Annotated in this window: 15 protein-coding genes; all 15 read left to right on the forward strand. The window is 39.3% G+C overall.

Features of this window, described 5'->3' with window-relative positions; all coding sequences use genetic code 11:
- Positions 1 to 2: 2 nt before the first annotated feature.
- Genes F3G66_RS06230 through hisA form a run of 15 tightly spaced genes read left to right on the forward strand, consistent with a single transcriptional unit; the run spans position 3 to position 17,204 of the window.
- The gene (locus tag F3G66_RS06230) at positions 3 to 2,129 is read left to right on the forward strand and encodes an STT3 domain-containing protein (protein ID WP_149707493.1); all 2,127 of its coding nucleotides are present in this window, start codon (positions 3 to 5) and stop codon (positions 2,127 to 2,129) included.
- Positions 2,129 to 3,646 carry an MATE family efflux transporter gene (locus F3G66_RS06235; RefSeq protein ID WP_149707494.1) on the forward strand — a complete coding sequence of 506 codons (1,518 nt, stop codon included), beginning with the start codon at positions 2,129 to 2,131 and terminating at the stop codon, positions 3,644 to 3,646. Before F3G66_RS06230 ends, F3G66_RS06235 begins: the two co-directional genes overlap by 1 nt.
- Positions 3,647 to 4,408 carry a glycosyltransferase family 25 protein gene (locus F3G66_RS06240; protein WP_149707495.1) on the forward strand — a complete coding sequence of 254 codons (762 nt, stop codon included), beginning with the start codon at positions 3,647 to 3,649 and terminating at the stop codon, positions 4,406 to 4,408. It abuts the gene before it with no gap.
- Complete coding sequence (locus F3G66_RS06245) at positions 4,409 to 5,341, forward strand: glycosyltransferase family 2 protein (protein WP_149707496.1); 933 nt, start codon at positions 4,409 to 4,411, stop codon at positions 5,339 to 5,341.
- On the forward strand, positions 5,338 to 6,396 hold the full coding sequence (locus tag F3G66_RS06250) for a glycosyltransferase (RefSeq protein WP_149707497.1): 1,059 nt from the start codon (positions 5,338 to 5,340) through the stop codon (positions 6,394 to 6,396). The genes F3G66_RS06245 and F3G66_RS06250 overlap by 4 nt, the downstream gene beginning before the upstream one ends.
- A complete protein-coding gene (locus tag F3G66_RS06255) occupies positions 6,393 to 7,436 on the forward strand; it encodes a glycosyltransferase (RefSeq protein WP_149707498.1) in 1,044 nt (347 codons plus the stop codon). The genes F3G66_RS06250 and F3G66_RS06255 overlap by 4 nt, the downstream gene beginning before the upstream one ends.
- Positions 7,433 to 8,557: an N-acetylgalactosamine-N,N'-diacetylbacillosaminyl-diphospho-undecaprenol 4-alpha-N-acetylgalactosaminyltransferase gene (gene pglJ / locus F3G66_RS06260; protein WP_149707499.1), complete on the forward strand. Its 1,125-nt coding sequence runs from the start codon at positions 7,433 to 7,435 to the stop codon at positions 8,555 to 8,557. The genes F3G66_RS06255 and pglJ overlap by 4 nt, the downstream gene beginning before the upstream one ends.
- Positions 8,550 to 10,649, forward strand: a complete 2,100-nt coding sequence (locus F3G66_RS06265; RefSeq protein ID WP_149707500.1) for an STT3 domain-containing protein — start codon at positions 8,550 to 8,552, stop codon at positions 10,647 to 10,649. The genes pglJ and F3G66_RS06265 overlap by 8 nt, the downstream gene beginning before the upstream one ends.
- Before the next feature lie 2 nt (positions 10,650 to 10,651).
- Positions 10,652 to 11,767 carry a N,N'-diacetylbacillosaminyl-diphospho-undecaprenol alpha-1,3-N-acetylgalactosaminyltransferase gene (gene pglA, locus F3G66_RS06270; RefSeq protein ID WP_149707501.1) on the forward strand — a complete coding sequence of 372 codons (1,116 nt, stop codon included), beginning with the start codon at positions 10,652 to 10,654 and terminating at the stop codon, positions 11,765 to 11,767.
- Positions 11,760 to 12,365 carry an undecaprenyl phosphate N,N'-diacetylbacillosamine 1-phosphate transferase gene (pglC, locus tag F3G66_RS06275; RefSeq protein ID WP_149707502.1) on the forward strand — a complete coding sequence of 202 codons (606 nt, stop codon included), beginning with the start codon at positions 11,760 to 11,762 and terminating at the stop codon, positions 12,363 to 12,365. Before pglA ends, pglC begins: the two co-directional genes overlap by 8 nt.
- On the forward strand, positions 12,352 to 12,942 hold the full coding sequence (gene pglD, locus F3G66_RS06280; RefSeq protein ID WP_149707503.1) for a UDP-N-acetylbacillosamine N-acetyltransferase: 591 nt from the start codon (positions 12,352 to 12,354) through the stop codon (positions 12,940 to 12,942). Before pglC ends, pglD begins: the two co-directional genes overlap by 14 nt.
- Positions 12,943 to 12,990: 48 nt before the next feature.
- Positions 12,991 to 14,082, forward strand: a complete 1,092-nt coding sequence (gene pglE / locus F3G66_RS06285) for a UDP-N-acetylbacillosamine transaminase (protein ID WP_149707504.1) — start codon at positions 12,991 to 12,993, stop codon at positions 14,080 to 14,082.
- Positions 14,083 to 15,864, forward strand: coding sequence for a UDP-N-acetylglucosamine 4,6-dehydratase (configuration-retaining) (gene pglF / locus F3G66_RS06290; protein WP_149707505.1), 1,782 nt, complete (start codon positions 14,083 to 14,085; stop codon positions 15,862 to 15,864).
- A gap of 18 nt (positions 15,865 to 15,882) precedes the next feature.
- Positions 15,883 to 16,494 carry an imidazole glycerol phosphate synthase subunit HisH gene (gene hisH / locus F3G66_RS06295; RefSeq protein WP_149707506.1) on the forward strand — a complete coding sequence of 204 codons (612 nt, stop codon included), beginning with the start codon at positions 15,883 to 15,885 and terminating at the stop codon, positions 16,492 to 16,494.
- Positions 16,494 to 17,204, forward strand: a complete 711-nt coding sequence (hisA, locus tag F3G66_RS06300; RefSeq protein WP_149707592.1) for a 1-(5-phosphoribosyl)-5-[(5-phosphoribosylamino)methylideneamino]imidazole-4-carboxamide isomerase — start codon at positions 16,494 to 16,496, stop codon at positions 17,202 to 17,204. Before hisH ends, hisA begins: the two co-directional genes overlap by 1 nt.
- The last annotated feature ends 51 nt before the right edge of the window (positions 17,205 to 17,255 follow it).

Genomic DNA, 17,255 nt, shown 5'->3' on the forward strand with positions numbered 1-17,255 from the left:
TAGTGCACAAAGTAAGCGTAAATTGTAAAATTTTACTTATATTTCTAGCTGCTTATCTGTTTGGATTTGCGGCTAGGATGCTCTGGGTATTTTGGGCAAAGGATATGCCAGAGTTTTACTTTAATGGCGAATTTATGCTTACGACAAATGACGCATATTATTACGCAGAGGGCGCTAGAGATATGCTGGCTGGCTTTCATCAGCAAAATGACTTTAGCCCATTTAATCACTCAATCTCAACCATAGTTTTTTATATTTGCAAAATTTTTCCTTTTAAGATCGAAAGCGTGATGTTTTACATGAGTATCTTTTTAGCTCCTCTTATTGCACTTCCAGTCATTTTAATATCAAATGAGTTTAAGGCGCTAAAAGCTGGGGCTGTGGCAGCGTTTATGAGCGTTATCTTGCCAAGCTATCTTTCAAGGACATCGCCTGGATATTTTGATAGCGACATGTTAAATGTCACATTTGCGCTTTTTATCATCTATTTTTTGATCAGGCTTTTAAACACAAATGAACAAAAATTTATTGTTTTGCCTGGAGTCTTTGTGTCGCTTTATCTTTGGTGGTATCAAAGCTCATATGCACTTATTTTAAGTATTTTCTTTATGTTTTTACTATATACGCTAGTTTTTATGCGAGATAGATTGCAAAATTATCAAGCGATATTTTTTATGTTTATAAGCATTGTAAGCTCAAATGCTTTTACTAAAGATCCACTAATAGCAAATAAAATTTTAATTTTTAATTTAGCAGTTATTGCCTTATTTTTCTCTCTTTTTTGCAAATATAAAAATTTACTCTCAGCTAGAAAATTAGCCATTTTTCTTACTTTAATGCTAGCTATTTTTATCTATTTTGGTGGTTTTGATTTCATTACTTCAAAAATGGGTATTTATGTTTTTAAAGGCAATGAAATTCTTAGCGATAAATTTCACTTTATAAATGAGTATAATTTCATCAGCGAAGTAAAAAGTGCTAGTCCTTTGTATTTTATATATTTTATGTCAGGAAATATTCTTATATTGCTGGCAGCTATTATTGGATACTTATTACTTTGCTTGAAATTTCGTCCATTCTTACTTACATTACCAATGCTTGGACTTGGACTCCTCTCTTTCTTTGGTGGAGTTAGATTTGTTATGTACGTAACACCACTTGTTGCGCTTGGTTTTGGTTATTTTTTGTATTTTTTTTTAAATTTATTTGATCTTAGAAATTTCATTAAAAATTTATCATTTTTAGTTTTTGCCGTAGCCGCTCTTGCTATAAATTTAGATTTTGCTTATTCATATAAACCAAACACTGTAATTAGTCATGATGAGGCAGTGGCGCTTGATGAACTTAAAAAGCTCACTAAGCGCGATGATTATGTATTTTCATGGTGGGATTACGGGTATGCTATAAGGTATTTTGCTGATGTTATGACTTTAAACGATCCTGGCAGACAAGGTGGCGAAAATAATTATTTTGTTAGCCTTGCTTTGAGAAAAGATGAGGCATTTTCGGCTAGACTTGCAAGAGTGACAGTTACGTATAATGACATCTCACTTGGGCAAAATATAAGGCCAATAGATAAAATTTTAAAAGACTACAACACAAGCGATATAAATACTTTTTTAAGTCAGCTTGAAAGCGAAAATTTCACTCTGCCAGCTGCAAAAAAAGAGGTTTTTTACTATCTTGTGCCAAATATGATTGACATCGCACCAAATATCTTTAGATATAGCTATATCGATATTACAACTGGTAAAAGGCAAAAAGAGAATTTTTATCATGTTAGTGCATTAAATGGCGTTAGCGAAGCTGGTATCGACCTTGGAGACGGCTATACTTTGCCTACAAATGAGCAAAAATTTATCATACATAACGGTGAGAAAATAGCTATAAAATCATTTTATAAGGTAAAAGGTGCTGGAAGAGATTTGCGAATAGATGAAAAAATCATAGATGAAAACGCCAAAATTTATGTGGTTTTTTTGGAAGATTATGCGCGGATATTATTGCTTGATGAAAATGCTTTTAACTCATCTTTTGTGCAGCTTTTTATGTTTGAAAAGGCCGATGAGAGATACTTTGAGCCATTTATCATCTCAAGTGGTGTAAAAATTTACAGGTTAAAAATCTAATGCTAATCAATCTAATAAGCTCAATCGTCGTTTTTGTCGTATCAATGGGCATAAATTTCTTTCTTACGCCATTTATCTTAAAAAGTCTTGGCAACGAGGCTTTTGGCTTTGTGGGCCTTAGCAACGCCATCGTAAGCTACGCAGCGGTTGTAAGTGTAGCCATAAACTCGGTCAGCGGGCGCTTTGTCGCTCATGCATGGCACAAAAAGGATCTAAGCCTTGCGAACACCTACTACTCATCAGTCCTTGTTGTAAATATCTTATTTTGCGCCGTAGTCGTGGTGCTTAGCTCCATTTTTATACTAAATTTGCAAAGCTTTTTAAATGTCCCTGAAAATTTACTCTTTGACGTGAGAATGACCCTTGTTTTTTACTTTATAAATTTCTGCGTCGGCCTATTTAACGGCGTTTTGACAGTCTGCGCCTTTGTGACAAATAAGCTCTATCTACTCTCCATCAGAAACGCCATCTCAAGCGCGATCCTGGCAATCCTCATCGTGGCGCTCTTTTTCTTTTTTAAACCGTTCATCTCATATATCGCCATTTCAGCGCTTATTGCTAGCCTTTTTGTCTTTTTTAGCACCATTTTTATGTCAGCTCGCATCACGCCAGAGCTAAAATTTAGCCTTAGTAAATTTGACTTTTCTAAGATCAAAGAGCTTTTAAGCTCTGGCATTTGGAACAGCTTTAATGCGCTAAACCGCATACTTTTAACGGGCATGGACCTATTTATCTGCAACATTTTCGTAAATGCAAACGCCACTGGTCTTCTTTCTGTCGCCAAGGCCGCCCCTATCATACTTGAGAGCTTTGTGGCGCAGCTTAGCGGTATCTTTGCGCCAAAATTTGTCGAGCTTTACTCTAAAAATTTGATCACAGACCTCATAAAAGAGGCTAAATTTTCAATGAAGGTGATCGCTTTTGTGATGAGCGCTCCAGCAGCGTTTTTCGTCGTTTTTGGGCTTGATTTTTACACGCTTTGGCTACCTTTTAAAAGCGCAGATGAGGTCAAATTTATTTACAATGTCTCGATGATCACGCTAGTGCCTATCGTATTTATAAGCTTTGTTTTTTCACTTTTTAACCTTGATAGCGCTACAAACAAGCTTCGCCGCCCAGCCATTGCCAACACTATCCTTGGCGTTAGCACGATCATAGCACAGATCGCACTGCTTAAATTTAGTGACTACGGAGTTTATGGCATCGTCGTCGTCGCAGCCGTTTTTTATAGCATAAGAATTCTTGGCTTTGACCTCATAAATGCCGCTTTAAATTTAGAGGTGAAACTCACCACGTTTTACGGGGTTTATTTTAAAAATTTAGCTGTTTTTGCGCTATGCGTGCTTGCGATGTTTGCCTGCAAGGACTTTGTGTGCTTAGATAACTGGCTAAAATTTGCTATCTTTGCTGCGATCTACGCCGGCACAGCTTATGTTTTGGGATATTTTTTGTTTTTTAATGCTTTTGAACGAGGCATAGTTTGGCGTAAAATTTTAAAAAAATTTAAAAGGTTTTAAATGAATGAAATTTATTTGATCTCTTTGGCTAAAGATACCAAAAGGCGCGAGCTTTTGCAGCAGAAATTTAGCTCTTATGATAGCTTTAAGCTAATAGACGCAGTCGATGGCAGGGAGCTAAATGCAAGGGAGTACTATAAGATCATTTCGCCATCATTTAAAGCTTACGGCAAGGTTTTAAGCCCAGCAGAGGTTGGCTGTTCGCTCTCGCATGTGAAAGCCTACGAGGCGTTTTTGGCAAGTGAGGCTAAATTTGCTCTCATCTTTGAAGACGACGTAATCGGAGATGACCAGGACATAAAAGAGGCCTTTTTGGCAGCTAGCAAGATGCCAGAAAACAGCGTGCTCATATGTGGCATGCAAGATGGGCTAGAGGGCAGGTTTAGCGCCTTTGGCAAAAAGGTGGATACTAGCCTAAGTAGGCCACTTTGGCAGGTCTCAAAGCACTCATTTTCAAGCATTTATAGAGCAGGGGCTTATGTGCTAACTAAAAAAAGTGCTAAAAATTTGCTTGAAATTCATAAACGTGCGCTTTGCACGACCGATGTTTGGGACTATTTACTAGGCGTTAATGATATGCAGATGTATTTTTGCGACCTCTTTGCGCACCCAACTGATCTTAGCGGCTCAAACATCGAGGGCGAGCGCCTTGAGAGGGGATATAGCGCAAATTTAAAGGCCTATATAAAAACAATTAAATTTATACTTTTCTCACGGCTTGAAAAGCTTCAGGGCTATGAGAGAATTTTTAAAAGGGGCTAGATGAGCGAGCCATTAATCAGCATAGTAACAGCTACCTACAAGCGTCCAGAGCTTTTACAAAAGGCCATAAAAAGCGCTCTAGCTCAAAGCTATAAAAATTTAGAAATAGTTGTAACCGATGACGGCGATGACGAGAGTGCGAGTGAAATTTGCAAGAGTTTTAACGATGCAAGGATCAAATTTGTAAAAAACACCGCTCACAAAAAGAGCCCAAATGGTAACAAAAATAACGGCTTTGACAACGCAACAGGCGAGTTTGTCTGCTTGCTTGATGATGACGATGAGCTTTTACCAGAGGCGATTGCCCAGTGCTATGAAATTTTAAAAAGTGGCGAGTATTCGTGCGTTTTTGCAGACGCGATCTGCGAGAAAGATGGCGTGATGACCGAGGTCGTGGCTGGTAGAAGCCCATATAGCAAGAGTGGGGCGATGAGCAAGGTTGATTATCACTGCGGGCGGATAAATGGCGAGTATTTTAAGCTTTTTTCACGTGAATTTATAGACGGCTTTAGATTTGATGAGAGCAGTTTTGGCGGCGAAAATGAGCTTTACATCCGCTTTTTTGAAAAAAATGTCTTCTATCTTAAAAAGCCACTTTATATCTACCGCATCGCAAGAAGCGATAGTGCGACGCTAAATGCTGGCAAGCACGCGCTAAATGTGGCAAACGCTTACATCAAAACAGCAAATTTGCACTACGACATCGCTATCAAAAATGAGCCAAAATTTCTAGCTATGCAGTATAAAAACGCCGCTTACTACGCCAAAATAGCAGGTGAATATGGCCTTATGTTAAGGTGTATCTTTAAAAGCCTTAGCATTAAATTTAGTAAAGAAGCGCTTATTTTCTTACTGCTTAGTCCGCTTCCAAGTGGCATTTTACCGGCACTTTCAAAGCTTAGAGTGAAGATAAAACAAAGGTTTGGCGTATGAAGATATTATTTGTCACATCAACGCTTAGAAGTGGCGGTGCGGAGCGAGTTTGCGCGGTGATCGCATCAAGATTTAGCGTGGATCACGATGTAAGTCTTGTTAAATTTGACAAGGATGAGCCATTTTACGAGTTAGCAAGTGGCGTGAAGCTCATAAATTTAGGCGTTGGGGCTGATGAGCTTGGCTTGGTTGGAAATTTAAAAAAGAGAGTTTCAAAGGTGCTTGCTTTAAGAGCGCTCATAAGAGAGGGCAAATTTGACGCTGTGATATCATTTTTAGATGCCGTAAATACCTTGGTGCTCTTTAGCTCAGCTGGGCTAAAAACGCCTATAATCATAAGCGAGCACACAAACTATCTTGCGCCAAAAAGAGCCATTTTTAAGGTGCTAAGACGCATAAGCTATCCATTTGCAAACGCACTTAGCGTCTTAAGTGATGAGGATCTAGGCTACTACTCGAAATTTTGCAAAAATGTGATGAAAATTTACAACCCACTCTTTGAAGAGGTGCAAAATGAGAGCTTTGCTAAAGAAAATTTAGTCATCTTTGTTGGCAGGCTAAATAAGATAAAAAACTGTGAAATGTTTGTAAGAGTGGCTGCAAATTTAAAGCAAAGCGGATATAAATTTGTCGTCGCTGGAGATGGTGGAGAGAGGATAAATTTAGAAAATTTAGCTAAAAGCTTGGGCGCTGATGTCCAGTTTTTAGGCAATGTAAGCGACATCGCTTCGCTTTATAAAAGGGCAAAGGTGCTGCTCTCTTGCTCAAATTTCGAGGGTCTTGGAAATACCTTGATAGAGGCGATAAACTACGACTGCGTGCGGGTCGCGACAAGAACTAGCGGGGCAAAAGAGCTTATAAAAGATGGCTTTGATGGCTTGCTTTGCGAGATAAATAACGCTGATCAGATGAGCGAAAAGCTTGCAAATTTGCTGCAAGATGAGGCAAAAATGGGCGAATTTGTCAAAAACGCAAGGGCTAGACTTGATGAGTTTAGTGTGGAGCAAATTTATAAAAAATGGCTGGAGCTTTTAAGGCTTGGAGGTGTGAAGTGAAAATTCTTTTTGTCATCGCCGCACTTAGAAATGGCGGAGCTGAGCGCGTGCTAAACGTGCTTGCAAACGAGCTTTGCAAAGACAATGAGATCACTATCGCTCTTCTTGAAGAGGACCTTGGGTTTTATAAATTTAATGAAAAGATAAATATCATAAACCTTAACGTCACTGGCTCGGGGCTCGCTTTAAAATTTAAAAAAATCCTCGCTCTTAGAGCGTTTTTTAAAGAGCAAAAAGCTGATCTGATAATGAGCTTTATCGACTGGACAAACGTCGCTTGCGTGCTGGCAAATGCTGGGCTAAAGAGCAAACTAATAGCAACTGAGCATCACGAGCATAGCTACTTAAAAAGTAAAGTCGCAAGCGCTATGCGTGACTTTTCGTATAAATTTGTAGATGGTTTAAGCGTGCTAAGCAAAAGCGACTACGCCTACTATAAATTTGCCAAAAACCGCGAGGTCATCCACAACCCACTTTTTATCGACGTGCCTGAAATTTGTGAGAAGCAAAACGTTATCCTAAGCGTGGCAAGGCTGGAGGCGGTAAAGGGCTATGATCTCTATTTTGAGGCGCTTGGCAAGGTGGATAAGAGCTTGCTTGATGGCTGGGGGATAAAGATCGCAGGCAGTGGCAGGCAGGAATCCCAGCTAAAACAAATGGCGTCAAATCTAGGTTTGGATATTAAATTTCTAGGTCATATGAGCGATGTTAGCAAGCTTTATAACGAGGCAAAAATTTTCATTCTTTGCTCAAGAAGCGAGGGGCTTTCAAACGTACTAATCGAATCAGGCGCCTTTGGTTGCGCTAGGCTAAGTAGCGACACCGTGGGCGCAAGAGAGCTTATAGATGACGGCACGAACGGGCTTATCTTTAAAAATGGCGACGCAAATGATCTAAAAGATAAGCTTGAAATGCTTTTAAAAGATGAAAATTTAAGGCAAAAGCTAGCAAAAAACGCCAGCGAAAGTGCAAATTTATTTAGCAAAGAAAATATCATCAAGCAGTGGCGAGAATTTATAAAAAAGGTTGTTGGCAAGTGAAAAAATTAGCCGTTTTTTTATACTCAATGGGGCCTGGTGGGGCTGAGAGAAATGTGGCAAATTTACTACCATTTTTGGTAAAACATTATGAAGTTCATCTCATCTTAATGAGCAAGGTCATCGCCTATGAGATCCCAAGCGAGGTGCAAATCCACTTTATAGAAAATAGCGATCCTTACGAGAGTGGGCTAAAGAAGCTTGCAAGGCTTTTTTTAGCGATGCCAATGCTTGCCTTTAAGTATAAAAAGCTTTGTCAAAATTTAGGCATAGACACGCAGTTTGTGCTTATGAACCGCCCTTGCTATATCGCTGGGCTTGCTAGAATTTTAGGGCTAAAGGCTAGGCTAGTTATCAGTGAGAGAAGCTGTCCATCGGTCCTATATAAAAACGATCTAAGCGGCAGGGTTAATAAATTTTTACTCACTCATCTTTATAAAAAAGCTGATCTAATCCTCGCAAATGCAGCTGGCAACAAAGAGGATCTGGTGCGAAATTTTGGCATGAGCGAGGACAAAACAAAGGTGCTTTATAACGCCCTTGATCTAAAAACTATAAATTTGCTAAAAGATGAGCCGCTAGAGGGTGACTTTAAGCCATTTTTTATAAACATCGGACGCCTTGATAGCGGTAAAAATCAAGCCATGCTAATAAAAATAATCGCCTCTATTAATGACCCTCGTGCAACGCTTGGCATTTTAGGGAAAGGGCCTTTAAAGGATGATCTGCAAAATTTAATCGACAAGCTTAATGTAAGTGAGCGAGTAAAGCTTCTTGGCACTGATAAAAATCCATTTAAACATATAAAAAATGCTTCTTGCTTGCTTTGTGCTTCGCGTTTTGAGGGCTTTTCAAATGTCCTTTTAGAGGCACTAGCGTGCGAAAAAACTATCATCTCAACCGAGCATAAAAGCGGTGCGAAGGAGCTTTTGGGCGAGAGTGAGTTTGGTATTTTGGTACCAGTTGATGACGAAAATGCGATGAAAGAGGCGATGATAAAGGTGCTTAATGTGCCTGAAATAAGGCAAAATTTTGAAAAGGTTGCGTATAATCGGGCTAAATTTTTTGATAGTGAAAATATAGCGAGCAAGCTTATAAATTTTTTGGAAAATCCTAATGAATAGAAATTTATTTTTTAAAAATTACTCTTTATACTTGATGATATTTGTCGCGGTCCTTTTTGGCATGGTTTGTAGGCTCTACTGGGTCTTTTGGGCAAGTGAATATCCAGTATTTTTCTGGAACAACGAGCTAATGATCAGTACAAACGACGGCTACGCATTTGCCGAGGGCGCAAGGGATATGCTGGCTGGCTTTCACCAAGAAAATGATCTTAGCTACTACGGCTATCCGCTCTCGACGCTTACTTACTGGATCGTGAAATTTCTGGGCGTCAAGCTTGAGACGGCGATGATTTATATGAGCGTATTTTTCTCATCGCTTGTGGCTGTGCCAGTTATCTTAATCGCAAATGAGTATAAGCTAAAATTTGCTGGCTTCATCGCTGCACTTCTTGCGGTGGTCGCAAATAGCTACTACAACCGCACTATGGCAGGATACTACGATACTGATATGCTCATCATCCCACTTAGCGTCTTTGTCGTTTGGGGACTTGTTAGAGTACTTGAGAAAAAGGACGCAAAGAGCTTAATAATCGCGCCTCTTAGCGCACTTATTTATATGTGGTGGTATTCAAGCGCTTTTTCGCTTATTAGTATTTTAATTGGGCTATTTTTACTTTACACGCTCATTTTTGATAGGAAAAACCCACTTTTTTATCTTGAAATTTCGCTGCTTCTACTTGCTATTTCAAATCTTGATCTAACGCTTAAATTTGGCGTGATATTTGCATTTTATGCACTTTGCTTCTTTAAAAAAGAGGCGATAAATTTAAAATTTGCTCTTGCTGTTTTGGTTGTTGTCTTTGCTGTTTTTGCCATTCGTGGCGGACTAAATCCTATAATCTTTCAACTTAAATTTTACGTCTTTAGAGATGCGCCTGAAGTTGGTGGCATGAGCTTTCACTTTTTTAATGTCAATCAAACCATCCAAGAGTCAAGCGTCGTTGATTTTACGCTATTTTGCGAGAGGATCAGCGCAAATGTCATCACATTTTTGATCTCGCTTGTTGGTGTTGCGCTATTTTGCTACAAACACCGCTCATTTGCCGTCTCGCTTGGCATGCTCGCACTTGGCTTTTTAGCCTTTAAAAGCGGCCTTAGATTTACTATTTATGCTGTGCCTATCATGGCGCTTGGTTTTGGCTATTTAGTGGAATTTATACTTTCAAATTTAAAGCTAAAAGGAGCGGTGCTAAATCTTGCGAGAGCCTTTGTAACCGTGCTTGCTCTTACTCCAGCGCTCATTCATATCTATGGTTACAAAGCTGAGCCAGTTTTTGTGCACAAAGAGGTTGAAATTTTAAACAAACTAAAAAGTATCGCGGATCGCGAGGACTACGTGCTTGCGTGGTGGGACTATGGATATCCGATCAGATATTACAGCGATGTTAAGACGCTCATTGACGGCGGAAAGCACCTTGGGCGTGAAAATTTTGCCGTGAGTTTTGCGCTTGGAAGCGATGAGATGAGCTCGGCAAATATGGCAAGGCTTGATGTTGAGTACACAGAGAGAAATTTTAAAGAGCGATTTAATGGCAATTTGGCTCAAATTCTAAAAGAGAGAAATGCAAGCATTGATCAGTTTTTTAGTGATATAAAAGAGGCAAATTTTAGCTTACCAGCAAAGACAAGGGATATTTACTACTATCTTCCAGATAGGATGCTTAGTATTTTTCCGACCATTTTGCAGTTTAGCAAGATCGATCTAAAAAGCGGTAAAAATTTAAACAACGGCCTTTTTATCGTGACAAGAGCGATCTCTCAAAATGAAAATGGCATTAGACTAAATGGTGGATTTACGCTCACAAGTGATGTCACAAATTTGATCTATGATGGCAATGTCTTACCACTAAGATCTTTCATAGAGACCGACTACAACGAGGCTGGCAAGCTAAATGTCAAAGAGTATAAAAATAATGAAAGCTCAAACATTTCTGTCATTTTTATGAGGGATTATGGTAGATTTATCATCCTTGATGAGAGTATTTTAAATAGCACTTATATACAGCTTTTTGTGCTTGAAAGGTACGATCCAAAAATTTTTGAGCCAGTTATACTTGATGGGGCAGCAAAAATTTATAAACTAAAGAGGTAAAAATGGCAAGGATAGGGTTTTTAAGCCACGCTGACATGAGTATACACTTTTTTAGACGGCCTATTATGCAGGCTTTAAAAGATATGGGGCATGAGGTTTTTGCTATCGCTCCAAAAGGTGACTTTACTGACGAGCTTGCTAAAAGCTTTCACTCTGTCACTTACGAGCTTAATAAGGCTAGCCTAAATCCACTAACCGTCATAAATAACTCAAAAAAACTATCTCAAATTTTACGTGAGCTAAATTTAGACTTGCTGCAAACTGGCGCTCACAAGTCAAATGTATTTGGCACATTTGCCGCTAAAAACGCTGGCATAAAGCACGTGATAAATTTGGTTGAAGGCCTTGGCAGCTTTTATATAGACGATGACATTAAGACAAAGGCCGTGCGTTTTATCATGGAGAGCCTTTATAAATTTTCCTTTGCAAAGGCCGATGCTTGCGTATTTGTAAACGACTCGGACGCTGATTATATGATCTCGCGAAATTTGATAGATAAAAACAAAGTTTGCCGCATAAAAAGTGTCGGCGTGGATACTGCTAAATTTGACCCAGCTATCACGCAGGCGGCTGACCTTGGTGAAAAAAAGGTCATTTTGATGATCGCAAGGGCGATGTGGCACAAGGGCGTGCGTGAGTTTTACGAGGCAGCAGAAATTTTAAATGGCTATAAAAACTGCGAATTTGTATTTGTGGGTGAGGGCTTTGCTGGTAATAAATCAACCGCAGACGAGGCCTTTTTAAAAGGCGGCAAAGTACGTTATCTTGGTGCTAGAAACGATATACCGCAGCTTTTAAAAGCTTCTTACTTGCTGGCACTTCCTAGCTACAAAGAGGGCTTTCCAAGAACGGTTTTAGAGGCGATGAGTATGGCAAAAGCAGTCGTTGCAAGCGACGTTACAGGCTGCAATGAGGCAGTAAAGGATGGCTACAACGGACTTTTATGTAAGGTAAAAGACGCAAATGACCTTGCTGATAAGATAAGAGTTTTGCTTGATGACGAGGAGCTTTGCGTAAAGCTTGGGCAAAACGGCAGAAATTGGGCGGTTAGCGAGTTTGACGAGAAGCAAATTGCAAAAAGATATATAGAAATTTATAGGAAATTTATAGATGTATAGAAATTTTTTAAAGAGGGTGATTGATATTTTGGGGGCTTTGTTTTTGCTCATTTTAACGTCACCTATCATCATAGCTACGGCGATTTTTATCTATTTTAAGGTAAGTCGTGATGTCATTTTTACGCAGGCAAGACCAGGTCTTAATGAGAAAATTTTTAAAATTTATAAATTTAAGACGATGAGCGACGAGCGTGACGCGAATGGCGAGCTCTTGCCAGATGAGCAGCGTCTTGGTAAATTTGGCAAACTGATCCGCTCGCTTAGCCTTGATGAGCTGCCACAGCTCTTTAATGTGCTAAAAAGCGATATGAGTTTCATCGGACCAAGGCCGCTTTTGGTTGAGTACCTACCCATCTATAACGAAACGCAAAAGCACCGCCACGACGTACGTCCAGGTATCACAGGGCTAGCGCAAGTCAATGGCAGAAACGCCATAAGCTGGGAGAAAAAATTTGAGTACGACGTCTATTACGCTAAAAATTTAAGCTTTCTGCTTGATGTAAAGATCGCTTTAATGACCATTGAAAAGGTGCTAAAACGAAGTGGTGTCAGCAAAGAGGGACAGGCGACGACGGAGAAATTTAATGGCAAAAACTAAGAAAATTTATATCTACGGAGCAAGCGGGCATGGCCTTGTAGTAGCTGATATTGCTAGAAGCAACGGCTATGATGAGATAGTTTTTTTAGATGACGCTAGTGAGCGTAAATTTAGCCCAGAGCTTGAAAAAGCCGACATCATAATAGCTATTGGCGAAAACAAAACTAGGCAAAAGATCAGTCAAAAAGTAGAGGCTGCTGGCTTTGAGATAGTAAATTTAATCCATAAAAGTGCGGTTGTGAGCGAAAGTGCTGTAATAGAAAAAGGCGTAGTTGTCATGCCAAATGCCGTTATAAACGCAAAAGCTCGTATAAAAGAGGGCGCTATCATAAATTCTGGCGCGGTGATAGAGCACGAGTGTGTGATAGGTAAATTTGCTCATATCAGCCCAAATGCAGCCCTTGCTGGAAACGTTAGCGTGGGCGAATTTACGCATGTTGGTATTGGTTCAAGCGTCATTCAAGGTATAAGCATCGGCAAAAACTGCATCATTGGCGCTGGAAGCGTGGTTATTAGAGATATAAAAGATGACACAAAGGCTTATGGCGTGCCAGCATGCGAGCGCGCTAAGATATAAATTTAAAAATAAGTGCTAAAATCGCCAAAAAATCACGAAAGGGATGAAATGGATAGGGTTTTTTTATCTCCACCAAATATGAGCGGAAAAGAGCAAGAATATATAAAAAAAGTTTTTGAAAGCAACTATATAGCGCCACTTGGCGAGTATGTTAATAAATTTGAAGAAAGTATAAAAAGCTACACCGGAGCAAAAGATGCTCTTGCACTAAGCGCTGGAACTGCGGCGCTTCACCTAGCACTTCGCGTCCTTGGCGTAAAAGAGGGTGATTTTGTACTAGCTTCTAGCTTTACTTTCATGGCTTCAGTCTCACCTATACTTTATGAAAAAGCAACTCCAGTATTCATAGACTGCGATGAGAGTTGGAATTTAAGCCCAGAACTACTTAAAAAAGCAATCTCAAATTTACCTAAAAAGCCAAAGGCATTAGTCGTTACTCATCTTTACGGGCAAGCTTCAAAGATGAAAGAAATTTGTGAAATTTGCCAAAACGAGGGCATCGCTTTAGTTGAAGATGCAGCTGAAGCGCTTGGTGGATTTTACGGCGGTAAGGCACTTGGCACATTTGGCGTGATGGGCGCATATAGTTTTAATGGCAATAAAATAATCACCACTTCAGGTGGCGGTATGCTAGTTGGTGACAAGGAATTTGTAGAAAAAGCTAGGTTTTACAGCACTCAAGCAAGAGAGCCGCTGCTTCACTATGAGCACAAAGACTATGGCTACAACTATCGCTTAAGCAACGTTCTAGGCGCTATTGGCGTGGCTCAGATGGAAGTTTTGGAAAAAAGAGTCGAGCAAAAGAGAAGAGTATTTGAAATTTATGAAAAAGAGCTTGGTAGTGTTTTAGAATTTATGCCAGAGCTAGCAAATTCTCGTGGCAACAGATGGCTCACAACTGGCGTTTTTGCTAAAAAAGATGCACATTTAAAAGTTATAAAAGCACTAGCTGATGAAAATATTGAGAGTCGCCCACTTTGGAAGCCTATGCATTTACAGCCTGTATTTAAAGGTGCGTTAAGCTTTATCGATGGATATAGCGAAGATCTATTTTCAAGAGGAATTTGCTTGCCAAGTGGCAGTGATATGAGCGAGCAGACACAAGAAAGAGTGATAAAAATAGTCAAGGAAAATGCGTAAATGTTTCATGCAACGAAGTTAAAAAGGCTCGTATTTTTCCTTCTTGGCGATGTTTTTATATTTATCTTTTCGATATATGCGGCTTATCTTTTAAGATTTAACGCTGACATCCCAGATATCTACGTGCAAGGGCTTTTTGTAACGGCTGGATTTTTGATCGTATTTAAGCTCTTTTTTATGTGGATGTTTAAAATTTACAAGGTACCGTGGAGGTTTTTTGGATTAAATGAAGCAAGAAAAATTTTTCTTGCTCATGTTTGCTCAGCGGTTTTATTTACGATCATATTTTTTATCATTCAAGATTTTTTAAATCCATATCCAAGAAGTGTTATTTTCATTGATCTTCTTATTTCATGCTTGCTTGTTGGGCTTTTAAGAATTTCAAAACGCATGGTGCTTGACTTTTCAAACAAACCTCACAAAGGTGAGCCTTGTATCGTTATAGGCGCAACGTCAAAAGCGCTTCACGTCTTGCGTGGCTTAAAACAAGGGTATCTTGACTACTACGCGGTTGGAGTGGTAGATGGCAGGAGTGATCTTGTTGGTACTTATTGTGATGGTTTTTTAGTGCAAGATAAAAAAGAGATACCAAGCCTTATAAAAGATTATGATGCAAAGACCGCTATCATTGCGCTTGCGCTAGATCAAGATGAGCTTCAAGCCTTAGTTGATGAGCTAAGCGGATATGGCATAAGAGATATGAAGCTCTTCTCTCTTATCGAAAATGAGCCGATCAAGGATATCTCAATCGAAGACTTACTTGCTAGAAAGCCAAAAGACCTAAATCCAGAGGCTATTTCAAATTTCTTAAAAGATAAAAGAGTGCTTGTCACTGGAGCTGGCGGTAGCATAGGAAGTGAAATTTGTAAGCAATGCTTAAAATTTGGTGTAAGTGAGCTTGTAATGGTCGAGCACAGCGAGTTTAACCTTTATAAAATAGGCGAAGATACAAAAGATAAAAGAACTATTAGCAAGCTTGTAAATATCACAAATTTAAAGGATTTTGAAGAAGTTTTTGCTGACTTTAAACCCGAGATCGTTATCCACGCGGCTGCATATAAGCACGTGCCACTTTGCGAGCTAAATCCTCGCTCAGCAGTTGAAAACAACATCCTTGGCACAAAAAATGCAGTCGATATTTCTAAAAAATATGGCGTTAAGAAATTTGTCATGATCTCATCAGACAAGGCTGTGCGCCCAACAAACATAATGGGTACAACTAAGCGTGTTTGCGAGCTTTACGCACTAAATTCAAATGAAGCAGGTGTATGCGAGATAGTTTGCGTTCGCTTTGGTAACGTCCTTGGCTCAAGCGGCTCTGTCATACCTAAATTTAAAGCGCAGATCGCTGCAAATAAGCCACTAAGCGTCACGCACCCAGAGATTACAAGATATTTTATGCTTACATCAGAAGCTTGTCAGCTAGTCCTTCAAGCGGCCTCTATCGCAAAAGGTGGCGAGCTTTTCGTGCTTGATATGGGCGAGCCTGTTAAGATAGTTGATCTTGCTAAAAAGATGCTTCTTCTTTCAAATAAAGAGCATTTGGGCATAGAATTTGTGGGTCTTAGACCAGGCGAGAAGCTTTATGAAGAGCTACTTATCAATAAAGATGATGTGCAAACAAAATATGAGTCGATCTTTGTAACGCATTCAGAGCCTTACGATTTGGCGCTTTTAAACTCGCAGATAAGTGAGCTTTTACAGCTTGAGGATAATGAGATCGCACCTGCACTTAAGGTGATCGTGCCCGAGTTTAATCATGCGCTAAATTTAAAAGGCTAATTAAAGGCAAAAGAAACAATGATAGCGATAATTGACTATGGGGCTGGAAACATCAAAAGTGTGATAAATGCTTTTGATTTTCTTGACAAAAAATGTGCCTTAGTGAGTAAGCCTGAAAATTTAAAGGAGTATTCGCACATCGTTTTGCCAGGCGTTGGAGCTTTTGGCGAGGCGATGACAAAGCTAAAAAATAACGGCATGGACGAAGCCGTAAGAGAAGCCGTAAAAAGCGGCAAAGCTTTTATTGGTATTTGTCTTGGTATGCAGCTTTTATTTGAGCGAAGCTTCGAGTTTGGTGAGCATAAGGGACTTTCTCTTTTGCCTGGTGAGGTCGTAAAATTTAATGAAGCTAATTTCGATAAACCATTAAAGATACCCCACATTGGTTGGAATGCTTTGGAATTTAAGCAAAATAGCCCATTAAATTTAGGACTAAAAAAGCTTGAGTATTTATATTTTGTACATAGCTATCATGTGGTTTGTGATGATAAATTTGCTCTTGCAAAGACAACTTATGGATATGAATTTACAAGTGCGGTTTGGCATGAAAATATCTTTGGCTTTCAGCCTCATCCAGAAAAAAGTCATGAAGCTGGACTTAAAATTTTAGAGAATTTTGCGAGGTTATGATGGAAATTTTTCCAGCGATTGATTTGAAAGAAGGACAAGCAGTTAGACTTAGCAAAGGTCTTATGCAAAGTGCAAAAATTTATAGCAACGAGCCAAGTGAACTTGCTAAAAAATTTGAAGATTATGGCGCAAAATGGCTTCATGTGGTTGATTTAGATGGTGCATTTGCTGGAGAGACGATAAATTTTAAAACAATTGAAAAAATTATAAAGGCTACAAATTTAAGCGTCCAAGTGGGTGGCGGCATAAGAGATGAAGATCGTATAAAGCGCTATTTGGACCTTGGAGTTAGCAGAGTGATCCTTGGCTCAGTAGCTCTTAGAGATCCAGAATTTACAGCAAAAATGGCTGAAATTTATAGAGTTGTAGTTGGCATTGACGCAAAAGATGGCTATGTGGCCGTGCAAGGTTGGGGTGAGATCTCAAATATAAAAGCAGTTGATCTTGCAAGAAAATTTGCAGATGTTGGCGTGGAAGCTGTGATTTGCACCGATATTAATAAGGATGGAATGCTTGGCGGAGTCAATGTTGAGTTTAGCTTGCAAATAGCTAGAAATAGCAAGCTTGAGACGATAGCAAGTGGTGGCGTGAGTGATATAAATGATATTTTGATGCTAAAAGCCACAAATGAGATTAGTGGCGTAATAGTTGGGAAAGCCTACTATGAGGGGTTGCTTGACCTAAAAGAGGCCTTTAAACTACTTAGATAGCGTTAAAGCTTTTATAAATTTAAATTAGCTAGAATAGGGCAATTTTTACTA

The sequence above is a fragment of the Campylobacter concisus genome (assembly GCF_902460665.1).
In the GTDB taxonomy this organism is placed as follows: Bacteria; Campylobacterota; Campylobacteria; order Campylobacterales; family Campylobacteraceae; genus Campylobacter_A; species Campylobacter_A concisus_AL.

Excerpts from the sequence above, each read along its gene's own strand:
- F3G66_RS06235 (WP_149707494.1), top strand. The coding sequence starts at position 2,129 with ATGCTAATCAATCTAATAAGCTCAATCGTCGTTTTTGTCGTATCAATG.
- F3G66_RS06240 (WP_149707495.1), top strand. The coding sequence starts at position 3,647 with ATGAATGAAATTTATTTGATCTCTTTGGCTAAAGATACCAAAAGGCGC.
- F3G66_RS06245 (WP_149707496.1), top strand. The coding sequence starts at position 4,409 with ATGAGCGAGCCATTAATCAGCATAGTAACAGCTACCTACAAGCGTCCA.
- F3G66_RS06250 (WP_149707497.1), top strand. The coding sequence starts at position 5,338 with ATGAAGATATTATTTGTCACATCAACGCTTAGAAGTGGCGGTGCGGAG.
- F3G66_RS06265 (WP_149707500.1), top strand. The coding sequence starts at position 8,550 with ATGAATAGAAATTTATTTTTTAAAAATTACTCTTTATACTTGATGATA.
- pglA (WP_149707501.1), top strand. The coding sequence starts at position 10,652 with ATGGCAAGGATAGGGTTTTTAAGCCACGCTGACATGAGTATACACTTT.
- pglC (WP_149707502.1), top strand. The coding sequence starts at position 11,760 with ATGTATAGAAATTTTTTAAAGAGGGTGATTGATATTTTGGGGGCTTTG.
- pglD (WP_149707503.1), top strand. The coding sequence starts at position 12,352 with ATGGCAAAAACTAAGAAAATTTATATCTACGGAGCAAGCGGGCATGGC.
- pglE (WP_149707504.1), top strand. The coding sequence starts at position 12,991 with ATGGATAGGGTTTTTTTATCTCCACCAAATATGAGCGGAAAAGAGCAA.
- pglF (WP_149707505.1), top strand. The coding sequence starts at position 14,083 with ATGTTTCATGCAACGAAGTTAAAAAGGCTCGTATTTTTCCTTCTTGGC.
- hisH (WP_149707506.1), top strand. The coding sequence starts at position 15,883 with ATGATAGCGATAATTGACTATGGGGCTGGAAACATCAAAAGTGTGATA.
- hisA (WP_149707592.1), top strand. The coding sequence starts at position 16,494 with ATGGAAATTTTTCCAGCGATTGATTTGAAAGAAGGACAAGCAGTTAGA.